This window comes from Caulobacter sp. BP25 (assembly GCF_002737755.1).
Lineage (GTDB): Bacteria > Pseudomonadota > Alphaproteobacteria > Caulobacterales > Caulobacteraceae > Caulobacter.
Genome location: NZ_PEGH01000001.1, coordinates 69,170 through 87,143 on the forward strand (window position 1 = coordinate 69,170; position 17,974 = coordinate 87,143).

At 62.9% G+C, this 17,974-nt stretch carries 19 protein-coding genes; 7 read left to right on the plus strand and 12 right to left on the minus strand.

From position 1 onward, the window contains the following. Positions 1-2 precede the first annotated feature (2 nt). From CSW59_RS00330 to CSW59_RS20850, 3 genes are all read right to left on the minus strand, one after another. On the minus strand, positions 3-878 hold the full coding sequence (locus CSW59_RS00330) for an MBL fold metallo-hydrolase (protein WP_236632124.1): 876 nt from the start codon (positions 876-878) through the stop codon (positions 3-5). Between the two features lie 65 nt (positions 879-943). Further along, positions 944-1,339: a hypothetical protein gene (locus tag CSW59_RS20845; RefSeq protein ID WP_201722681.1), complete on the minus strand. Its 396-nt coding sequence runs from the start codon at positions 1,337-1,339 to the stop codon at positions 944-946. Beyond that, positions 1,288-1,578, minus strand: a complete 291-nt coding sequence (locus CSW59_RS20850) for a hypothetical protein (RefSeq protein WP_201722682.1) — start codon at positions 1,576-1,578, stop codon at positions 1,288-1,290. The genes CSW59_RS20845 and CSW59_RS20850 overlap by 52 nt, the downstream gene beginning before the upstream one ends. A gap of 75 nt (positions 1,579-1,653) precedes the next feature. Here CSW59_RS20850 and CSW59_RS00340 point away from each other — a divergent pair, with 75 nt between their 5' ends. The 3 genes from CSW59_RS00340 to CSW59_RS00350 all read left to right on the plus strand — a co-directional run bounded on the left by CSW59_RS00340 (position 1,654) and on the right by CSW59_RS00350 (position 3,969). After that, positions 1,654-2,625 (plus strand): LysR family transcriptional regulator, encoded by a 972-nt coding sequence (locus CSW59_RS00340; protein WP_099442169.1) that lies wholly within the window; start codon positions 1,654-1,656, stop codon positions 2,623-2,625. Positions 2,626-2,737: 112 nt separating this feature from the next. Then, entirely contained in the window at positions 2,738-3,184 is a 447-nt protein-coding gene (locus CSW59_RS00345; RefSeq protein ID WP_099442170.1) for an Rrf2 family transcriptional regulator, read from the plus strand. 140 nt (positions 3,185-3,324) lie between these two features. Beyond that, positions 3,325-3,969 (plus strand): NADPH-dependent F420 reductase, encoded by a 645-nt coding sequence (locus CSW59_RS00350; protein WP_099442171.1) that lies wholly within the window; start codon positions 3,325-3,327, stop codon positions 3,967-3,969. A gap of 62 nt (positions 3,970-4,031) precedes the next feature. Here the strand turns inward: CSW59_RS00350 and CSW59_RS00355 are convergent, their stop codons facing one another. Both CSW59_RS00355 and CSW59_RS00360 read right to left on the minus strand, forming a co-directional pair. After that, positions 4,032-4,451, minus strand: a complete 420-nt coding sequence (locus CSW59_RS00355) for a nuclear transport factor 2 family protein (RefSeq protein ID WP_099442172.1) — start codon at positions 4,449-4,451, stop codon at positions 4,032-4,034. A gap of 21 nt (positions 4,452-4,472) precedes the next feature. After that, positions 4,473-4,628, minus strand: coding sequence for an SDR family NAD(P)-dependent oxidoreductase (locus tag CSW59_RS00360; protein WP_099442173.1), 156 nt, complete (start codon positions 4,626-4,628; stop codon positions 4,473-4,475). A 148-nt stretch (positions 4,629-4,776) separates the two neighbouring features. Between CSW59_RS00360 and CSW59_RS00365 the strand changes: the two genes are divergently transcribed. After that, complete coding sequence (locus tag CSW59_RS00365; protein ID WP_099442174.1) at positions 4,777-5,685, plus strand: LysR family transcriptional regulator; 909 nt, start codon at positions 4,777-4,779, stop codon at positions 5,683-5,685. A 667-nt stretch (positions 5,686-6,352) separates the two neighbouring features. Here CSW59_RS00365 and CSW59_RS21585 read toward each other — a convergent pair. The 4 genes from CSW59_RS21585 to CSW59_RS00380 form a co-directional block, all read right to left on the minus strand. After that, positions 6,353-6,952 (minus strand): TonB-dependent receptor domain-containing protein, encoded by a 600-nt coding sequence (locus CSW59_RS21585; RefSeq protein WP_201722683.1) that lies wholly within the window; start codon positions 6,950-6,952, stop codon positions 6,353-6,355. Positions 6,953-6,999: 47 nt separating this feature from the next. Next, a complete protein-coding gene (locus CSW59_RS00370) occupies positions 7,000-8,859 on the minus strand; it encodes a TonB-dependent receptor domain-containing protein (protein ID WP_255408957.1) in 1,860 nt (619 codons plus the stop codon). Between the two features lie 846 nt (positions 8,860-9,705). Further along, positions 9,706-10,356: a DUF3313 domain-containing protein gene (locus CSW59_RS00375; protein WP_201722685.1), complete on the minus strand. Its 651-nt coding sequence runs from the start codon at positions 10,354-10,356 to the stop codon at positions 9,706-9,708. Between the two features lie 142 nt (positions 10,357-10,498). After that, the gene (locus tag CSW59_RS00380; RefSeq protein ID WP_161494998.1) at positions 10,499-11,167 is read right to left on the minus strand and encodes an outer membrane protein; all 669 of its coding nucleotides are present in this window, start codon (positions 11,165-11,167) and stop codon (positions 10,499-10,501) included. 190 nt (positions 11,168-11,357) lie between these two features. On the opposite strand from CSW59_RS00380, the gene CSW59_RS00385 reads away from it, so the two are divergent. Both CSW59_RS00385 and CSW59_RS00390 read left to right on the plus strand, forming a co-directional pair. Further along, complete coding sequence (locus CSW59_RS00385; protein WP_099442177.1) at positions 11,358-12,047, plus strand: response regulator; 690 nt, start codon at positions 11,358-11,360, stop codon at positions 12,045-12,047. Then, on the plus strand, positions 12,035-13,225 hold the full coding sequence (locus tag CSW59_RS00390; protein ID WP_099442178.1) for a cell wall metabolism sensor histidine kinase WalK: 1,191 nt from the start codon (positions 12,035-12,037) through the stop codon (positions 13,223-13,225). Before CSW59_RS00385 ends, CSW59_RS00390 begins: the two co-directional genes overlap by 13 nt. 143 nt (positions 13,226-13,368) lie before the next feature. Here CSW59_RS00390 and CSW59_RS00395 read toward each other — a convergent pair whose 3' ends face one another. After that, positions 13,369-16,092 carry a TonB-dependent receptor domain-containing protein gene (locus tag CSW59_RS00395; protein ID WP_201722686.1) on the minus strand — a complete coding sequence of 908 codons (2,724 nt, stop codon included), beginning with the start codon at positions 16,090-16,092 and terminating at the stop codon, positions 13,369-13,371. Positions 16,093-16,361: 269 nt separating this feature from the next. Here CSW59_RS00395 and CSW59_RS00400 point away from each other — a divergent pair, with 269 nt between their 5' ends. Continuing rightward, positions 16,362-16,682 (plus strand): ATP-binding protein, encoded by a 321-nt coding sequence (locus CSW59_RS00400; RefSeq protein ID WP_161494999.1) that lies wholly within the window; start codon positions 16,362-16,364, stop codon positions 16,680-16,682. 233 nt (positions 16,683-16,915) lie between these two features. Here CSW59_RS00400 and CSW59_RS00405 read toward each other — a convergent pair whose 3' ends face one another. Both CSW59_RS00405 and CSW59_RS00415 read right to left on the minus strand, forming a co-directional pair. Then, on the minus strand, positions 16,916-17,098 hold the full coding sequence (locus CSW59_RS00405) for a DUF1778 domain-containing protein (RefSeq protein ID WP_099442181.1): 183 nt from the start codon (positions 17,096-17,098) through the stop codon (positions 16,916-16,918). 256 nt (positions 17,099-17,354) lie between these two features. After that, a complete protein-coding gene (locus CSW59_RS00415; protein WP_099442183.1) occupies positions 17,355-17,915 on the minus strand; it encodes a hypothetical protein in 561 nt (186 codons plus the stop codon). Between the last annotated feature and the right edge of the window lie 59 nt (positions 17,916-17,974).

Sequence of the window (17,974 nt, forward strand, 5' to 3'; positions counted from 1 at the left end):
GCTCAGCCCCACTTCATTTCGCCGGTCGCCACCTTGGCGCCGATCTGCAGCGCCACGCCCATGCCCGCGTCGGGATAGCGGGCGGTCATCGCGGCGATCAGGGCGGCGCTGTCCTTGGCCTTGGCCAGTTCCTGCTCGAAGGCCAGCAGATAGTCGCGCGTATAGGTCAAGGCCGCCGCGCCGGTCGGCGCCGCAGGCGTCATGTGACCGGGCACGACCACGGCCGGCTTGCGGGCCAGCATGGCGTCGAGTTGCTTGACCCAGGCCGCACGGCCTTCCGCGCCCACGGTGTCGGCGGTCCAGACGTGGACGCCCGAGAACACCAGCACGCCGCCGAAGATGGCCGACAACGACGGCACCCAAAGGTAGCGACGATTGGCCAGCCCCTCGGCCGCGACGATCTGGATCGCCTGGCCGTCGACGGTCAGATGCTCGCCATCAAAGGCGGTGGGCATGACGATGTCGGACAGGGTCTTGGGACCGTTGTCTCCCAATTGCGGTCCCCAGGTCGCCAGCTTCTTTTCTACATTGCCCTGGATGGCCGCGATCGTGTCCGAGGCCGCCAGCACCTTGGCGTCCGGGAAGGCCGCCTTGATCGGTCCCAGGCTGAAGTAATAGTCCGGGTCGCTCTGGCTGACATAGATCGTGGTCAGTTTGCGGCCCGTGGCCTTGATCGCCTCGACCAGCGCCCGGCCATCGGGAAGCGTGAAGCCACCGTCGATCAGCACGGCCTCGGTAGAGCCCCAGACCAGCACCGGCGCGCGGAAGAAGCCGTTTTCACCGGCCGGGAAAGCCTTCCATTCCAGCTTGCCGCCCGCAGCCAGGGCGTCACTCTGGCCAGCCAGGATTGCGGCTGCGCCGCCTGCGATCATCGTCATCATCATTCTCCGGGTGGGCATGGGAAACGGTCGCTCTGTTGAGGGTGAAACGGCGGTGCGGGGCATCAAGCGACGCTAGCCGTCAAAAGAAGGGAAAGCGGATTGCGGTAAAGGGCGCTGGCGTCGGCCAGGGCCAGGCCCTGGCCATCGTCGCGGATGAGGCTAGGAACGCCGCTGAGACCAAAGCGCCGCATCAAGGTCTGTGCGTAGGCCATGCGGCTCTGATCGGCGGCGACCAGCGCGGCCTGAGGCTCGGCCATCATCGCTGCAGCATCGGCCAGAGACAGGCTGGCGAGTATCTCGATCAAAATGGCGGCATCGGTGATATCCGCCCCGTCGACGTAGCGCGCGGTCTGGATGGCGCTCAGCGCTTCGCGCTCGCGCGCCGGCGCCGAGAGGGACACCGCCGTCAGGGCCAGGGTCGCAGGCCCGCTGTCGAGCCGGCCGCCGGCGGCGACCACCTGATCGCGATAGCGCTCGGTAAAGGTAGCCCCGTCATCTGGGCGATGCGCTGATCGGCGGCCCAGATGTGGCTGGTCATGCCTGCATCGAGCCCGCGAGCGCCGCCGCCGGCGAACAGGCCAGTCGGCAGCAGATCCACCGTAACATCAGGCCGGCAGGCGAGAACATTGATCCCCGCCGAGGCGCCGTAGCACCAGCCGCAGAGCGGATCGAACAGATAGATGAAGCGGTTGGTCATCCTGCGGCTCCAAGTCCGCGATGAAGATGCGCCTCGCCCATTGCGATTCAAAGATCGGGAAAATAGACATTCTGTATGCCCAAAGCATACAATCAACCGGATAGCGCCAATCGCGGGATCAACAATCTCAAGCGGCTGGCCTACTTCGCCGAAGTCGTTGAAACCGGCTCGTTCACCGCCGCCGCGCAGCGGCTAGGCATCACCAAGGCCGTGGTCAGCCAGCAGGTGGCCAAGCTCGAGCAGGCGTTCGAGACGACCTTGCTGGTGCGCACCACGCGCAGCGTCCGCCCCACAGAGGAAGGCCGCGCCTTCTATGAGCGCTGCGCCCGCGTGCTGTCCGAGGCTCAGGAGGCCTTCGATGGCCTGGAAGCCGACGATCGCGCGCCCAGCGGCATGCTGCGCCTGACCGCGCCCTTCGACTATGGGGTCGCTGTGGTCGTCCCGGCGATCGCCGAGTTCCAGCGGCGTTATAGCGCCTGCGCCGCCGATATCCTGATCAGCGACCAGACTCTCGATCCCGTCGAGAAGGATATCGAGCTGGCGATCCGGGTCGGCTGGCTGAACGACAGCAACCTTCGCGCTCGGCGCATTGGGTCATTCCAGCAGATCCTGGTCGGCACGCCAGACCTCGCCGCGCGCCTCGCGGATGGAGCCAAGCTCGACGAAATCGCCGCCCTCCCCTTCGTGGCAAACAGCCTTCTGCGTGATCCGGTGGGCTGGACCTTCTATGACGGCGAGGGACTCCAGCGATCCGTGCGCTTTTCCCCGAGCCTGGTGATCGACGCCACCCTGGGGGCGCTGGAGGCGGTGCGCTCGGGTGTCGGCGTGTCGGTCCTGCCCGACTATGCGGCGCAGGCGGATCTGGCGAACGGGCGATTGGTGCGCTTGCTGCCGGATTGGAAACTGGAAAGCGGCGGCATCTACGCTGTTACCCCGGCAACGCGCTTTCGACGCGCTCGTGTCAGCGCCTTCCTCGACGTCCTGGTGGAATGGGAACGGCGCAGGATTCAGGCCGACGGCGCAAACACGACCTCAACTCACGCCTGACCACTCGGCGTCGCCTAAGCCCAGAGACGATTTTCTCGTCGCGCGGCGAAAATAGGTCTTGCCCGACCCTCAAGTATGTCATAGTGATGGTTACACACAAACGGAACTAGACATGCCAACCAGCACCCGCTTCGCAGTCGCCGCCCACGCTCTCACGGCGCTCGCCGTGAGCGGCGGAAAGCCGCTGCGCTCGGAAGACTTGGCCTTTTCGGCCAACACCGGCGCGGTCGTCATTCGCGGGCTTCTGTCACGCCTCAGCGAAGCGGGTCTCACCCGCTCGCAGCTCGGAGCTGGCGGTGGCGCGATGCTGGCGCGGCCTGCCGAGGAGATTCGCCTTCTGGATGTCTACAATGCCGTCGAGGATACGGAGCTGTTCTCGCTCCACCGCACGCCGCCCTGCAAAGGATGCGCGGTGGGTGGAAACATACTCGACGCCCTGCAACCCACACTCGACCGGGCGCGCCAAGCCATGGAGGCCGAACTGGCCAAGACGACGATCGCCGACATCGCGGCCGATGTCGCCAAGCTTGGCAAGTTCTCCATCCCCCTGGTGTGGTGAAGGCTTGCCCTTAAATGTCACTACGACATTGACACACAATCGTTTCAGCGCCCCACAGGCCTGAAATTACGCCACGGACCGTTCAGCCTTGAGGGGCGCTGGCGGCTCTTATTTCACGCCCCCAAGTCGAAGGAATAGACATGAGCATCGGTATCATCGGCGCTGGCGCCCTGGGTTCGAACATCGCGCGCGCCTTGGCCAAGAAAGGCATTGCCGCGACGATCTCCAATAGCCGCGGCCCCGCGTCCCTGGCCTCGCTGGTCGAGGAACTGGGCCCCTCCATCAAGGCCGGCTCGGTCGAGGAGGCCGCGCAGGCCGAGATCGTCTTCGCCGCAGTGCGGTGGACGGACGCCGAAAAGGTGTTCACGGCCCTACCGGCCTGGAACGGCCGCATCGTCGTCGACGGCACCAATCCGGTCGAGTTCCTCGATCCGAACTCGCCGGACGCCAAAGACCCGACCAATCCGCTCGCGGCCTATGGCATCAAGGCCGTGGACCTGGGCGGCAAGCACTCGAGCGAGGTTTTCAGCCAGTTCGTACCGGGCGCGCGGGTCGTCAAGGCGTTCAACCACCTAGACGTCAATGTCCTGCCCGAGCCCAAGACCGCCGGCGGCAATCGCGTGCTATTCTACTCCGGCGACGACGCCGACGCGAAGGCGAAGGTCCGCGGCCTGATCGAGGCCATGGAGTTCTTCGCCGTGGACTTGGGCGCGCTCGATGTCGGCGGCCCGCTGGCGTCGCTGCCGTTCGGCGCGCTGTCGACCCACAACTTCATCAAACTCTAGGCGCCACCGAGGCTGGAGGGCGTTCGCGTCGCGCGCGCCCTCCAGCTCCTTCGCCGTCTCGGTTAGCCGTCGAAGCGGGCGCCGCTCATGGCGTTGAGGAACGCGAGCGGATTCCAGTATTCGCGATAGTTGACGATCAGGCCGTCTCGGAAGGTCACGAAGGTGGCGTAGCGCATCTCGTAGGGATTGCCATTGGCCAGCACTTGGCCAGACGCGCTCCATTCGGCGATCGCCACGGCCGGGTCATCGGTCGCGTAGGTCTTCAGGGTTGGCAAAGCGCGCACATCGATCGCGTCGGGATACCCCCGCAGGTACTCATAGAGCGCCGCGCGCCCTTCGATGCGCGCCGGGGAGCCCTCAGGCGCGAAAGGGAATTCGGCGATAACGTCCTCGGCGCACAGCTCGCTCCACCCCTTCATGTCCTTGGCCAAAAAGGTGTCGAGGCTGCGGCGCAGCAGGTCGACAGCGGTTGGGTTGCTCATGTCAGTTCCTCTTCGATGAATTTAACGTCCGTGCTCGGCGACCGTATCGTCTGGCTGGGCGAGATCGACGACGATGACCTTGGCGCCCCGCTGCGCCAAACCCAGCGCGATGGCCGAGCCGATGCCGCGACCAGCGCCGGTCACAACTGCGATGCGCCCCTCATGAGTGTGGAGCATGGCGAGGTCCTTCCCTGATCCGCGACCGGTCGGGTCGCACCGTCTCGGCGCCCCTAACCACAGGTCACGAGATTGCATCCCGGCCCGGCTCAAGGCAGCCACGAAGATCCGATGCCAGCCATCGCCCGATCCGATAGGAGAAACGACAGTGGCAGACGCCCTTTCCTTGGCCCAGATGCGCATCTTCGTGGCCGTGGCCGACGCGGGAAGCTTCTCCGCCGCGGCCCGCCGCGTGCGCCGAACACAGTCGGCCATTAGCGAGGCGATCGCCAATCTGGAGGCCCAGCTCGACGTTCAACTGTTTGATCGCAGCGGCCGATACCCGCGACTGACCGCAGAGGGCAGCGTCCTTCTGGACGATGTTCGCGCGATCGTAGCCGGGGTCGATGACCTTCGAGCGCGCGCCAAGGGCATCGCCGGCGGTCTCGAGCCCGAACTGACCGCCGTGATAGACGTGTTCCTTCCCCTGGAGCGCGTGGCCGAGGTCGCCAAGGAGTTTCGCGAGGCATTTCCGGTCACACCGCTTCGCCTATATGTCGAGGCGCTCGGAGCGGCGGTGCAGCCCGTTCTCGAAGGCAAGGCAAGCTTCGGCTTCGTCGGCTCGCTGCCGACGCTCCCGGACGGCCTCACAGCGGAACGGATCACCAGCATTCGTTGCATCATGGTCGCTGCGGAAAGCCATCCGCTAGCACGTCATGAGGGGGCCATCTCACGCGACGAACTGAAACGCCACGTTCAGCTTGTACTGACTGACCGCTCCGATCTGTCAGCCGGACGCGAGTTTGGGGTGATGTCCGTATCGACCTGGAAGCTGGCGGACCTGTCGGCCAAGCACGCCTTCCTGATCGGCGGGCTTGGCTGGGGTAGCATGCCGCTCCATGCGGTGCGCCAGGACATCGCCGAAGGCAGACTGGTCGAACTCTCTATTGAGAACATGCCCGCCGACGGCTTCCTGATGCCGATGTCGGCGGTCTATCGAACCGCCGCGCCTCCAGGCCCCGCCGGCCGATGGATGATCGACCGGCTCAAGCAATGCCCGAGCGAGCGCTTGGATTAGTCGCCTCGCAAGGACATTCGTATGAGCAATATCCTTATATTGGGGTCAGAATCTGCTTCGGCCTGGCACGCCGTCCGGAAACCAGGCCAAAGACAAGCCCTGTACCACGTGTGACCTCGAACCGCGGAAGGCCAGCGCCACTTCCTGACATTAGCGCCGCTTCAGCTTCCTGACGCTCCGACGCCCGTGCTGACACAACGTCGCACCAGTCGGTCAATATTGCTCCGCGCGCCTGTAACCCGCGCGACACGTCAGATAACCGGGTCCCTCCCGAGCGATGACGCCAAACGCGCGTGACCGGCCAGCCCGAGGCGCAGCGGTCGCCAAAACACCGTGATCCGCGCGATGAGACCTTCCGCGTCGAACTGGATCAACTCGGTCCCGTTGCCGGTCACGTCACCGATGATCACTGTACTGAACTGGACGATCCTCGCCTTGCGCCGCGCCCGTTCGCTCAGATGCGGTGATGACCGATTTGAACGCGCCCCTGACCCGATGACGCGCCGCTGGCCACGAGATCCTCCAGGCCTCGCGGCGAGGCCATCGTAAAGTCAGTTTCAAGGCCTGCGCCAAGCCCACGGCGGGATGGTCGCCTTTCCACCCCGCCCGGACCTTGATCGCGTCGGCTAGTCGGACCTAGCCATTGAGGAGTTCATCGGCTAGCTCCCTAGAAGGTGAACCGCACCGAACCGGTGATCGTCCTGCCGTTCAGCACCTGGGCGTTGGCGACGCCCCCCGAGGGAATCGCCGCGGAGCCGACTTGGACCAGCGCAAGCTTGTCGAACACATTGTAAGCGTTCAACGCGAGTTCAACACGGTCGACGGGGCGAATCTGGACGAACGGGCTGACCACCACATAGCCAGACTGCTTGAGCAGATTGCTGTCCTGCGCAAAGCTGCTGGTGGTGCCAAGGATGTTCGCGCCGATAGAGACCCTGCGCGACTGATACTGCGGCATGACCCGGAAGATCAGGTCCGGTTGGTGCCGGGGCGTATTTCCGGCTGCGGTGGCGTCGCCCTTGTCGCTGTCGATCTTGGCTTTGGTATAGGTTGCGCCGAGGCTCAGGCTGAAGGGCCCGCGTTCGAGTTGCGCTTCGAGTTCGACACCTTTCGCGCTGTACGAGCGATCGATGGGGAGCACGACGGTGGCGCCGGTGGCGTCGGACGCGATCTGGTAGTTTTTGTCGGTTGTCGACGCCCAGAACCCGGTCGCGAACAATGAGATTCCGTCGCGACGGAACTTTGCCCCCAACTCGGCCTGCTTCACCGGGCTTTCTTCTAACGCTGGATCGGTGAGTTTGCCGGTGTTCGCGTTCAGCGAGGGGGGAACAGCACCCGGTCAGAGCTGGCGCGGCCACCACGGCTGTATCGGCCAAACACCGATATCGGATCGCTGATACGATAGTTCGCGCCCACGGAGTACGACGCATAGCCGTAGTTATACGCCACCGGCCCCGGGCGCGACAGCGGCAAGGACGCGGTGAACCGCTCGGAAATCACACCATCACGGTTAAGGTCCGTTGGCGTTATGCTCGTTCTTCCGCCGCCCAGATCGCCGCCATACACCGCGCCGCTGACCTTGCCGAAATCGTAGCGCAGGCTGCCACCGATCGAGAGGCGCCCCAGCTGATAGTTCACCGAGCCATAAGGCGCGACCGTCCGATAGTTTACATCGTAGTACTGGTGGTAGCTCGAGGGGCCCAGTTGTAGGCTGTAGAACAGCATGCCGTCCTGCGTGATGCTCGCGCCGTTTGGTGCGAACAAGTCGATGAGGTGGCTATTCCCGCCTGAAGCGATGTCCGTGATCGGCGACAGGAATGTCCACATCATATTGAGATCCTGCGACGAGGCGTAGAGGCCGGCCGTCGTCGTGATCTTCCCCGCGCCAGCATTCCACACGCGGCTCGCGCGGAAATCGTTGGTCACATTGTCCAGACTGTTCAATTTCGAATTGATGTAGAGACCGCGCGCGAGAAGGCCGTTGCCGTTGAGCGTCGCCGGGTCACCGATGGACTGCCCGCTATTGGGTCCGCTAGCGAACCGGGCGGTGGTGCCTGGACCCGCGCCGAACGCGATGGGAAGCACGCTGGCGGGCAAGGTGATCGCCGGCAGGTTCTCGTTGTAGCTACCGGAAACCTCGGCGTAGCGTAGCCGGTTGGACAGCGTCCAGTCCGCCACGTCGAATTGAGCTTCAAACCCGATCGACCTCACCTTGGCGCGATTGCCTTCATGGGCGTCAAGCGTGTGAGGATTGTTGTTCTGGTCAAGCGCTAGAAACGAGTTGATGTACCGCGACGACATCGTGTCGCGACGTGGATCGAAGCTGGGTAACGGCGCGTAGCTCGGCTTGGCGTTGGAGCCGGTCACACGAATGGGAACGAGGCCATAGCCGGGTTCGCGATCGTCCAGGAGCTTGGCGTAGATGCGCACGAAGCCATGATCGAACTCCTTGGTGACGTTGAGCTTGATCTGCCCGCCCTTGAAAGCGTCATAGCCGGTGGCCCGAGGCCCTTCACCTTGACGGTAATAGCCCCCGATGTTGAAGCGCAAGCTGCTGCTAAGGCGCCCCCCATAGCTGAAATCGGCGCGACCAAGTTCGTGATCAATACCCGACGACAGTTGAAACGTGCCGCCGGTTTCCTCGCCGGTTTTGGAAATGAAGTTGACGATGCCGCCAGGAGAATTGGACGCGAAGGTTGAGGCGGAACCCCCGCGGATAGCCTGGACCTGCGACAGGCTCAGGTCGGTCCGCAGAAACATCGTCGTCGGGGCGAAATGGATATCGCCAAACTCGACGACAGGCAGTCCGTCTTCCTGAATCTGGAGAAACTTGGAACCATCGCCCGAAAGGGGAAGGCCGCGAATGGTGATCGCGGTCATGCCGTCCGTGCCGCCGGTCTCCGATCGAATGCCGGGAATGTTGGACAGAACCTCCGCAATGGAGCGGGTGCCAATCTTCTGAATTTCTGCCTCGCTTAGCGTGCTCGCGGAAATAGCCGTGTCAAGGAGATCACGCCCTTTGGCGACGCCAGTCGTGAACGCTTCGCGCTTGGGCGCGGCGCCTTGTTCCGCCGAGTTGCTGGCGGCCCCATCCTTTGGCGAAGCCTGCGTGATTTCTTCTGCACTGGCGACACCGGCCAAAGCGAAAGAAGCTACAGAAATGAGCAATGCCATCTTGTTCAAGACGTTTCCCCTATTTTGATTGTCTGCTTTGCGCGCTCTAATCGAGCCAAAATCCCGTAACCCGAGATTCTCACCCTTGCCGTGATTGCGACGCGATTACGGAAGCTTTCTGGTTTCGCGTCTTCGACATAGCCGTCGCTTTATTTTTCACTTTCAATCGGCACTCGCCGACGACAGTGAAGCAACTCATAGATCCGAGAAATGTCGCAGAATGTCGCACGCCTCTCGATATAATCGGCGCGTTATGACCGGCCCAAAAATGCGCGATATTTATGCATTACTAATTGCTAACCACGTCAGAGCAGCCCCAACAACTCAACTGGCGAGAGAGCGAAAATGCTGTGCGGTCGCGCGTTGGCGGAAACGCAATATCCCGTATCGCAGTCACAATGCTTGTGGGAAGCGACTTGGGTTCGTCGTCGCCGCGCTGGCATATTGATGAATGGTCTGGAAAGACCGGTGGCAAGCAGCCTACCGATGGCAAACCTTGGACGACGAAGGTCGGGCGCTCGACGTCCTCTTTCAGCGGCGCTGAGACGTCGACGCGGCCAAGAAGCTCCTGACGAGATTGCCGCGCGAGCGGCCCATGGAACCACAATGGATGGCGACCAACGGCCTCAGGCCCCATGATGCGGCGGTGAAGGATCTGGAGCGCGGCCTCCTTCATCTTTCAGGTAGCCTGCGCGAGGACAACAGGACGGCTGGCTGGACCAGGCCACCACGCCCTGCCCCTTACCGAACAGACCCAGGCTGGCGCATCGCGTGTTCAAGAGCAGGTCGCCCACCGCCAGCGGGTTCACCTTTCGACCTCGGCTCGCATCTGACCCCGACCATCTGTCAGGAGCGCCGGCCGCTTAGACGCTGGTTGAGATCGTCGGCGCCCTTGCGAACACCTGCCTTAGCCGCGCTCAGGGCTCCGACACTGGCTTTGATATTCATGGCGTTGGGATATTGTTTGACAATCTCCGCGCCGAGCAATTCGCCGCTGGCGGCGTCATGCAACTCAACGGCGTACATGACCCAGCCGGTCAGGGCAGCTTCACGCCCCCGCGCGGCCTGCACGGCGTTGTAGGAGCCGCCGGCCAGGTCAAAATGCGCTAGCGCGCCGATTACGGCCTTGGTGGTTTTGGCGCCGGTGAGCGTCAGGCTGACGCGGAGAACGCCTGGGCCAGGCTGTTCGACCTGCTTGTAGTTCTCGCTAAGGCGTGCGGAGAACTGATCGCGCATGTAGGTCGCCAATTCGCGCTTGTCGGCGTCGGAAATCTTTTCGAACTGCTGATCGGCGCCGCGATAGATCACGACCGGATCAATCAGAACGCTGTGATAGCGGCTCGTCCAGTCGACAGGTTTGGAGAAGCTGTAGGGCGCCCTTCCCGACCGGTCGTTCAAGTTCGGGCTCAGTCGCCCCGAGGAGGCCAATTCCTTATAGGGCGCGGGACGGGAAACGGCGCATCCGCCGAGCACGGCGCTCGCCAGGGCCAGGCTCATGATCAGACCAGACCGGGACGTCATCTTGGACATGAAACTCTCTTCCATTCCGGACTCGTGCGCATTGCGCGCGAGCGTGGGACGGCCGCCCCCCCGGGGGGAGGTGGGGACGTCGGGGCGGCCGCCGGGAGGAACGCCTGCGCTAGAATACGTAGCGCAGGCCACCCGTCGCCGAGACGCTGCTCAGCTTGGGCTGGAAGTCCCCCCCAACCGCGGCGTTGACGCCGTCGTACTTCAGCCGGCTGACCTGCGAGTAGCGGGCGCCCAACTCAAGGGTCATTTTTGGGTTCAGGCGGTAGCCGACACCGGCATCGGCGTGCCAAAGCAGCCCCCAGTCCTTGCCGTCGAATCCGGTGGTCAGACCTCGGGCGCCGACGCCCGTAAGCCGGGTCTCAACACGCGCGGCGCCCGCGCCGCCGCCGACGTAGGGCACGATCCGATCGGTGACCGGGATATCGAGATAGCCGGAGACGATGATGTTCAGGGATCGCGTGCGGCCGTCACCGTTCAAGCCGCTGGAGGCCAGCTTGCCGCTGTTCACGTCGCTGCTGGCGTAGCCGATCGTTTGCTCCACGCGGAAGCGACCAAAGTCGTAGCCGCCGCCGATCTCACCGGTCAGGCCCGTCTTGTACTTGGCGTCGTTGGGAAAGGCGGCCGAGAGGTTGTCGACGTCGATATCCTGCTTGGGGGAAACCACGCCGCCGACCCGGCCCACGGCGTAAAGACCCGTTTCGGCCGGCGCTTGCCCCTGGGTCTGAGCCGCTGCGTTCTGGGCCGCGGACAATGAGATGACCGTAAGGGAAACCAGCATGAATCCGTGGGTCAGTCGTGTCATGTTGCAAAACCTTCGCTGCTCGACGACCTCCAAGCGGTCGACGTTGAGACGGAAGGTGCGGGAGGAAGATGGAGCCCCGAGGGGGGCTTGATGGAGGAGCGATTGAGACGCGCCTCCATGATCTCTCCATGAAATGCGTCCAAGACAGACGGTCGGAGGACCACCGATGGGTAATCGTATCCTGATCGTCGAGGATGAGCGCGAGATCGCCGACCTGCTGGCCGCCTACATGGAACGCGGCGGGTTCGAGGTGACGCGCGCGACCACGGTGCAGGACGCAATACGCCAACATGCACAGACCTGTCCCGACCTGGTTCTACTCGATATCGGATTGCCAGGCGGAGACGGCGTGCAAGTGCTCACCACGATCCGGCGCCGCTTCGACACCCCCGTGATCATGGTCACCGCGCACGATGATGAAGTCACCAAGCTCTCGTCGCTTCGGGTCGGCGCCGACGACTATGTCGTTAAGCCCTTCAACCCATCCGAGGTCGTCGAGCGCGCGCGCGCCGTTCTTCGCCGCGCTCAGGGCGCGACGCACCGACGAGTCCTGAGCGTCGGCAAACTCGTGATCGAACTGGACGCGAAGATCGCCTTTTGCCTGGACGCGCTAGGACGCAAGGACCGGCTGCCGCTTACGCCGACGGAGTTTGAAATCCTGGCCCACATGGCGCGCCAGCCGCGGCGAGCCTTTTCCCGCGCCGAGTTGCTGGAAGCCGCCGCTCCCGATAGCGAAGCATACGATAGGGTCGTAGATAGCCATCTGTCGAAGCTTCGTCAGAAGCTGACCGGCGCAGGCTGCGGGGCGATGATCGAACCGGTCCGTGGCGTGGGATATCGACTATGGCCCCAGTAAGAGACCGCATCGTCACGCGCCTGCTGCTGCTGGCGGGCCTGACCGCGCTGATCACGGTGGGGGTAGGACTAGCGGCCTACTATGCTTCCACCTACTATCAGCTCTACGACGCCAGCCACCGCATGCCGCCCAAGGTACGCGCCGAGCTGCAAAGCTTGATCGACGCCAACCAGCGCGGCAGCGATCGTTATTTCGAACTCTATGATCGTTACGGCGGCGCGCCCGACCTCAGCAATCTTGGGTTTATCAGCATGATCGCTCTGGTCTCGACCGCGACCGGTGGCTGTGTGGCCGTCGTGCTGGCCCGCCGGATCAGCCGCCCCATCGCCGAAGTCGCCCAAGCGGCCGTACGGGTCTCGGCCGGCGAACGGATGGTGCGGGTCCGTCACCACGGAGCCTCGGGCGAGATCGCCGATCTGGTCGACAGTTTCAACCGCATGACCGCGGAGATCGAATTCTACGAGCGCGAACGGACGATCATGACCGCTGGCATCGCCCACGAACTACGTACGCCGTTGACGATCCTCAAGGGACGGCTGCACGGGCTGGCCGACGGCGTTATCGCCCCCGTCACTGGTGAGGCTGATCGGCTGCTGCGGCAAGTCGAGCAACTGTCGCGGTTGGTCGAGGACCTCAAGACACTCGCTCATGCCGACGCCGGCGAGCTCGACTTAGACCTGCGTCCTGTGCGCGTCGATGAGGTGCTCCGGGCCGCAGTCGCGGACCTTAGGAGCGAAGCTGAGCGACGGGAGGTCCATTTCATCGAACTTTATGAATCCTCGACGGCGGTCTGCGACCCGATCCGTATGACCCAGGTGTTCACAAACCTGCTGACCAACGCCATCAAACACTCTCCCATCGGAGGCGCAGTGACGGTCGCAACCGCACTCCAGCAGGACCTCGTCCAGGTTCTTGTGATCGACGAGGGTGATGGTTTCGATCAAGCCGAGGTTGATAAGCTCTTCATGCCGTTCTGGCGCGGAGCTGCGGATCGGCAACACGGACGTCCTGGGAGCGGCCTTGGCTTGGCGCTGGCCGCGAAGCTCGCAGAGGCTCATGACGGGGCGATCATCGCTAGAAACCGGGACGATCGTCCGGGCGCAAGCTTCGGCGTCCTGCTACCGACCTCAAGGGCCAGTCGCCACGGGTGGGGGCGACGCGGTCCGCGAATACGGTAGTGGAAGAACCTGGCTGCCAGCGGACGGTCGGAATCTTGGGCTAAGATCAGCGGGCGACGTTGGCGGCTGCGTGCCCCACGAGCTGCCGCGAGACGAAGATGACTAGGGCCGGCCGCCTGTTCGGCTCCGGCCCCGCCACCACCTTAGAAGGCCACTCGAACCGACGCCGCAACTGTTCGCGGATCTATGACGCGCGCGGTCGTTATATTGTTGGCCGGAACGACGGTGTCATTGACCTCGACGAGGCCGAGCGTATTGAACATGTTGTTGACGTTCAAGCTCAGCAACAGCCGATCTTTCGGCCGATACTGCACGAAGCCATTCACCACGGTATAGCCTGGCATTTTCAAACCGCTATTGTCGCCCGCGAAGCTGTCCGTCGTGCCCTGGATATTGGCGCCGACGGTGAAGCGTTCGGTCTGGATCTGTGGCGTCACCTGGAAGATCAGGTCCGCTTGGTGCTTTGGCGAATTGCCGACGGTGGCGGGGTTCAACGCGTCCCGAGTGATCTCGGCCTTGGTGTAGGTCGCACCGCCAGTCACTGAGAAGATGCCACGGCGGTAGGCGGCTTCCAACTCCAGGCCATAGGCCCGGTAGGACCTGTCCAGGTTGATGTTGTGTTCGCTGGTTTTGGCCCAGAAGCCGGTCGTATAGATCTCGATGTTTTCGCTGCGGTACTTAAAGCCGCCTTCGGCTTGCTGGACAGGATCATAGGCGGCGTCCTTGACAAGCAGGCGGCCGCTGGTCGGCGAAACATAGTTCGCGAACAGGATCCGATCCGCGTTCGCACGCCCCCCTTTTGAATAGCGGGCGAACATCGAATAGTTCTGCGACATACGATAGTTGGCGCTGAGCGAGTAGGACAGATAGTTGTAGCTGTAGTCGACAACGGCCGGTTGGCTGTAGGGGATGATGCTGACCTTGGTTTCGGGAAGCGAAATTGTCCCGTTGCCATTAACATCAAAGCTGCTGAACCTGGTGCGGCCTGGCAAGGTCGTACCCGCGAGGGAGCCCTTGGCCGTGCCGGAGTCACGGCGCACGCTGGCGCCCAGTGAGACCTTGCCAACGGTGTAATTCAGCGAGCCATACGGCGCGTTGACCCTGTAGTTCAGGTCGTAGCGGTCGTTGCGCGTACCGCCTATGAAGACGCCTGAATAGCCAAGAACGCCGTTCTCGGTGAGCGAGACCGGTCCGGCCGAAATGTTGATCAGGCTAGCTTCGCCGCCCCCCTTCACATCCGTGACCATGGTGAGATAGCGCCACGTCGTGTCGATGTCCTGAGACGAGTTGTAGAGGCCGGCGGTGAAGGTCAGGTCGCCAGCGCCCAGCTTCCACTCCTTGCTGGCGCGCAAATCGTTCGTGACGTTATTGAGACTGTTGAGGTCCGTGTCCTGCAGGGTCATCACCGCCAGGAGCCCATTGCCGTTCAACGACGCGGGGTTGGCGATGGTCTGGCCGGCGTTGGGACCGCTGGCGTAGCTGATGCTGGTGGCCTGCATCATGCCCATGATGGACGACGCCGAATTGATCAAGGCTGGCAGGCCCGGGATCGTGTTTGGCGTGTAGTAAGGCTGCACCACGTGACCGGACTGATCGGCGTATCGGAACGCCTCGTTGATCGTCCAGCCGTCGACCTCGAACTTGCCTGAAACGCCGAAAGACTTGGCCTTGGCATGCACGCCGTCATTGAACGAGTTGCGAACCGGCTGGTTGTTGCCGTCCAACTTCAGGAAGCTGCCGAAATAGCGCGACTGGACTGCGTCGGTCTTGATGTCGAAAGCCGGCAGGCTTTCGTAGCTCGGATCGCTGTTGGAGCCCGTAACCTTGACCGGCATGTAGTGGCTGGGCGTGCCCTTGTCATCCAACAGCTTGCCGTAGAAGCGGATGTAGCCGCCGGCGAAATCCTTGGTGACGTTGAATTTTATCTGGCCGCCCTTGAAGCCGTCGATACCCGTTTGGCGCGGGCCTTCCCCCTGGCGATAGAAGCCGCCGACGTGGAAGCGCAACCCTTCGCCGATGGGCGAGCCATAGTCGAAATCGATCCGCTTCATGTTGAAGTCGACACCTGTCGACGCCTGGATTGCGCCACCTGCGGTCTCGCCGGTTTTGTCAATCAGGTTGACAATGCCGCCCGGCGAGTTCGAGGCGAAAGTGGAGGCTGAACCACCGCGGATCACCTGCAGGCCCTGCAGATTGAGGTCAGCCCGCAGGAACTGCTCGGCCGTGCCGTAGGCGATGTCGCCGAATTCTAGCGTCGGCAAGCCGTTTTCCTGGATTTGCAGGAACTTGGAACCACCGAGCGCGATGGGCAAGCCGCGCACCGAAATATTGGCCGAGGAGTCGCCGCCCGCGCTCTCGGAGCGCATGCCCGGAATGGCGCGGAAAATCTCCGCGACCGAGCGGGCACCCAGCTTCTCGATGTCTGTCTCGGAGAAGACGCTAGTCGACGTGGCGCTATCGAGGCGACCGCGCGCGCGGGCGACGCCGGTCGTCATCAACGCGGCGGCCGGCTTATTCGCCGCGTCGCCATCCCTTTCAGCGCTAGCGCCTTGGGCGCCGATCTCGACAGCCACGACTGTCTCGGCCGCCTGCCCTCCTGTAGGCATAGTAAGCAGAAGCGGCGCGATCGCCGCAGTAAAATATAGGTTTCTCATGTTGCCTCCCCATTCGTTCCCATTACTCGCGACCTTCAAAAATTCAGTCGTGATGGTGGAGGGGATGTTACCGCATTGCGGATTCATTCCGGTTGCGACATATCGCCATGCGACATTCGATCCATAAATTTGAGAAGCATTTACTTGAATCTCAAGTCCATAGCGCTGGGATATTGAAGTTAATCTATCCGGCAATCCGTTGGTGGTACACATCCAGCGCGCTGGTGTTGTAGACCTACATGCGCAAGGCGATGTTGAACGTCTTGCCGCGCGATAGAGCGTAGAGGTGGAAAATCGCTAGTCCATCCTACCACTTTCGAGCGCCCGAGACTCCGCTGCGCATGGCCGACATCAGGCGGCGCGGGCCCTGAACATTGAATCGTTGGCGCCTTCGGCCGCTTTCGACCGAGGCAGTGAACCCCGCAGCTGGCCGGCTGCGAAACCTGAACATCTGCGCCGGCCAAGGGCCAGTCGTCCCTGGCGTGAGCAGCGCAGTCCTCGGCTATCTGTCTGGGCGCAACCTCGATCGCGCCGTCATCGGCGAACTACTTAGCCCGGCATGGATCCAGAACCATCTGAACGTCGTGATCTCGGGCTCCACGGGCACAGGCAAAACATGGCTCAGCTGCACTCTCGGGATGCAGGCCGTCCAGAACGGCTTTTCTGTGAATTACCATCGACTAGGCCCGCTTCTGGAAGAGTTGCAGATTGCCCATGACGACGGCTCGATCGTCCGGATGCGCAATGCTCTGTCCAAGGCGCCGCTGCTCATCTTGGATGATTTTGGCGCTACGATGCGGTGAGTCTTTGCGGCAAGCCGCTGTCCGTCAGCAAACCTAAAACAACCGGCTGGGCGGTGCTGCCGCCCAGCCACTCATGTTGCCGCCGAGCATCTAGCCCTGAGGCCTCTGCAGCTACTTTGACGCCCAACAGAGCTATCTCCTGCGCCGAGACGACTCATTTTCAATGGCCGATTGGAGTCATGTTCATGGCGGCCTGCAGCCAAGCCAAGATGTGAAGCGACCAAGATGGAAGCTTAACGCTTCCAGGGCGGCGTCCTGGTCAACAAACGTTTGAGCTTTGGACCTGGCTCCGGCGGGCTATCTAGCGCTTGCGCGAAAGCGTCAAAGTGCTCCGAGGCAAGTCGAAACACCCGTTGGTCGAGGAAGGCATCGGCCGCCCCCATCCAGGCCTCGTCTTCGTCATGCTTTGTAACCATGGGTCGAAACCTCACCCCTGTTGAAAAGCCTAAGGCGGCAGTTGCCCGGCCTACGCACGGCTCACGAAAACAAGAACCGCCAACGCGATTGTCGTCATCGCGACAGCGCCGAAGCAGAGGCGCCAGATGGGGCCCTTCCACGCAATCATCCGATCCGTTGAAGCCTCCAGAGCGGCGATCATCCGGTCGCCCGGGAGTTCCGAGCGGGTGGCCATGTTAGGATTGGATCGCGAGTCCATCATGTCATGCTCCATGCTCACATCACCATGCCAGGCCGACCGCCGCGCGCGCTGTGATCGGCATATCCAGGATAGAGCGCCTCCGGCCACTTGCCAGCGCTAAGGCGCTCGGCCTTCCGCGGCCCTGGCAAGCCGATGTGCTCGGGGTCGATCCGCAGGATATTCAGCTTGCGCAGGCCCGGATCGACCGGATCGGCGGGGATGAACCTGTTGCCGTAGTAGATCCAGAGCCGCAGCCGGTCGTCGGGCACCCGCGCCAGCTTCACGATCGACTCCTCCCTCCAGCAGCTGTCGATCTCGAAGACGATGGTCTTCCGCGCCTCAGGCGCGAACCAGACCACGTCGAACCGACCCTGGTAGATCATGGCGCGGTGCCCCGTGCACACCTCGATCCTGGCCTCGTAGCCAAGGTCACGCCCCAGCTGGGTCACCCGCCTCTGCACCAGGTCGTGGCGTTGCTGCTTGGACAGGTCAGCCGGCATCGGCTGGGTGATGGTCTTCTGGATCGTTTCGATCAGATCGACCGGCAGACGCCAGTCGGCGTCGGGTGCAGGCCAGAGGGTTGGAGGAACTTTCATCCGAGGGTCCTTTGAAAAGCGCGATTGCGCTCTCCCCCTCCCTCACCTTCTCCCTTTCC

Bases quoted from the DNA above. Each gene is read 5' to 3' on its own strand.
- CSW59_RS00395 (WP_201722686.1), bottom strand. From the start codon at position 16,092: ATGTGTACCACCAACGGATTGCCGGATAGATTAACTTCAATATCCCAG.
- CSW59_RS00380 (WP_161494998.1), bottom strand. From the start codon at position 11,167: ATGCTGGTTTCCCTTACGGTCATCTCATTGTCCGCGGCCCAGAACGCA.
- CSW59_RS00385 (WP_099442177.1), top strand. From the start codon at position 11,358: ATGGGTAATCGTATCCTGATCGTCGAGGATGAGCGCGAGATCGCCGAC.
- CSW59_RS00370 (WP_255408957.1), bottom strand. From the start codon at position 8,859: ATGGCATTGCTCATTTCTGTAGCTTCTTTCGCTTTGGCCGGTGTCGCC.
- CSW59_RS00330 (WP_236632124.1), bottom strand. From the start codon at position 878: ATGACGATGATCGCAGGCGGCGCAGCCGCAATCCTGGCTGGCCAGAGT.
- CSW59_RS20850 (WP_201722682.1), bottom strand. From the start codon at position 1,578: ATGACCAACCGCTTCATCTATCTGTTCGATCCGCTCTGCGGCTGGTGC.
- CSW59_RS00360 (WP_099442173.1), bottom strand. From the start codon at position 4,628: ATGCTCCACACTCATGAGGGGCGCATCGCAGTTGTGACCGGCGCTGGT.
- CSW59_RS00405 (WP_099442181.1), bottom strand. From the start codon at position 17,098: ATGGTTACAAAGCATGACGAAGACGAGGCCTGGATGGGGGCGGCCGAT.
- CSW59_RS00375 (WP_201722685.1), bottom strand. From the start codon at position 10,356: ATGAGCCTGGCCCTGGCGAGCGCCGTGCTCGGCGGATGCGCCGTTTCC.
- CSW59_RS00350 (WP_099442171.1), top strand. From the start codon at position 3,325: ATGAGCATCGGTATCATCGGCGCTGGCGCCCTGGGTTCGAACATCGCG.
- CSW59_RS00415 (WP_099442183.1), bottom strand. From the start codon at position 17,915: ATGAAAGTTCCTCCAACCCTCTGGCCTGCACCCGACGCCGACTGGCGT.
- CSW59_RS00355 (WP_099442172.1), bottom strand. From the start codon at position 4,451: ATGAGCAACCCAACCGCTGTCGACCTGCTGCGCCGCAGCCTCGACACC.
- CSW59_RS00345 (WP_099442170.1), top strand. From the start codon at position 2,738: ATGCCAACCAGCACCCGCTTCGCAGTCGCCGCCCACGCTCTCACGGCG.
- CSW59_RS00390 (WP_099442178.1), top strand. From the start codon at position 12,035: ATGGCCCCAGTAAGAGACCGCATCGTCACGCGCCTGCTGCTGCTGGCG.
- CSW59_RS00340 (WP_099442169.1), top strand. From the start codon at position 1,654: ATGCCCAAAGCATACAATCAACCGGATAGCGCCAATCGCGGGATCAAC.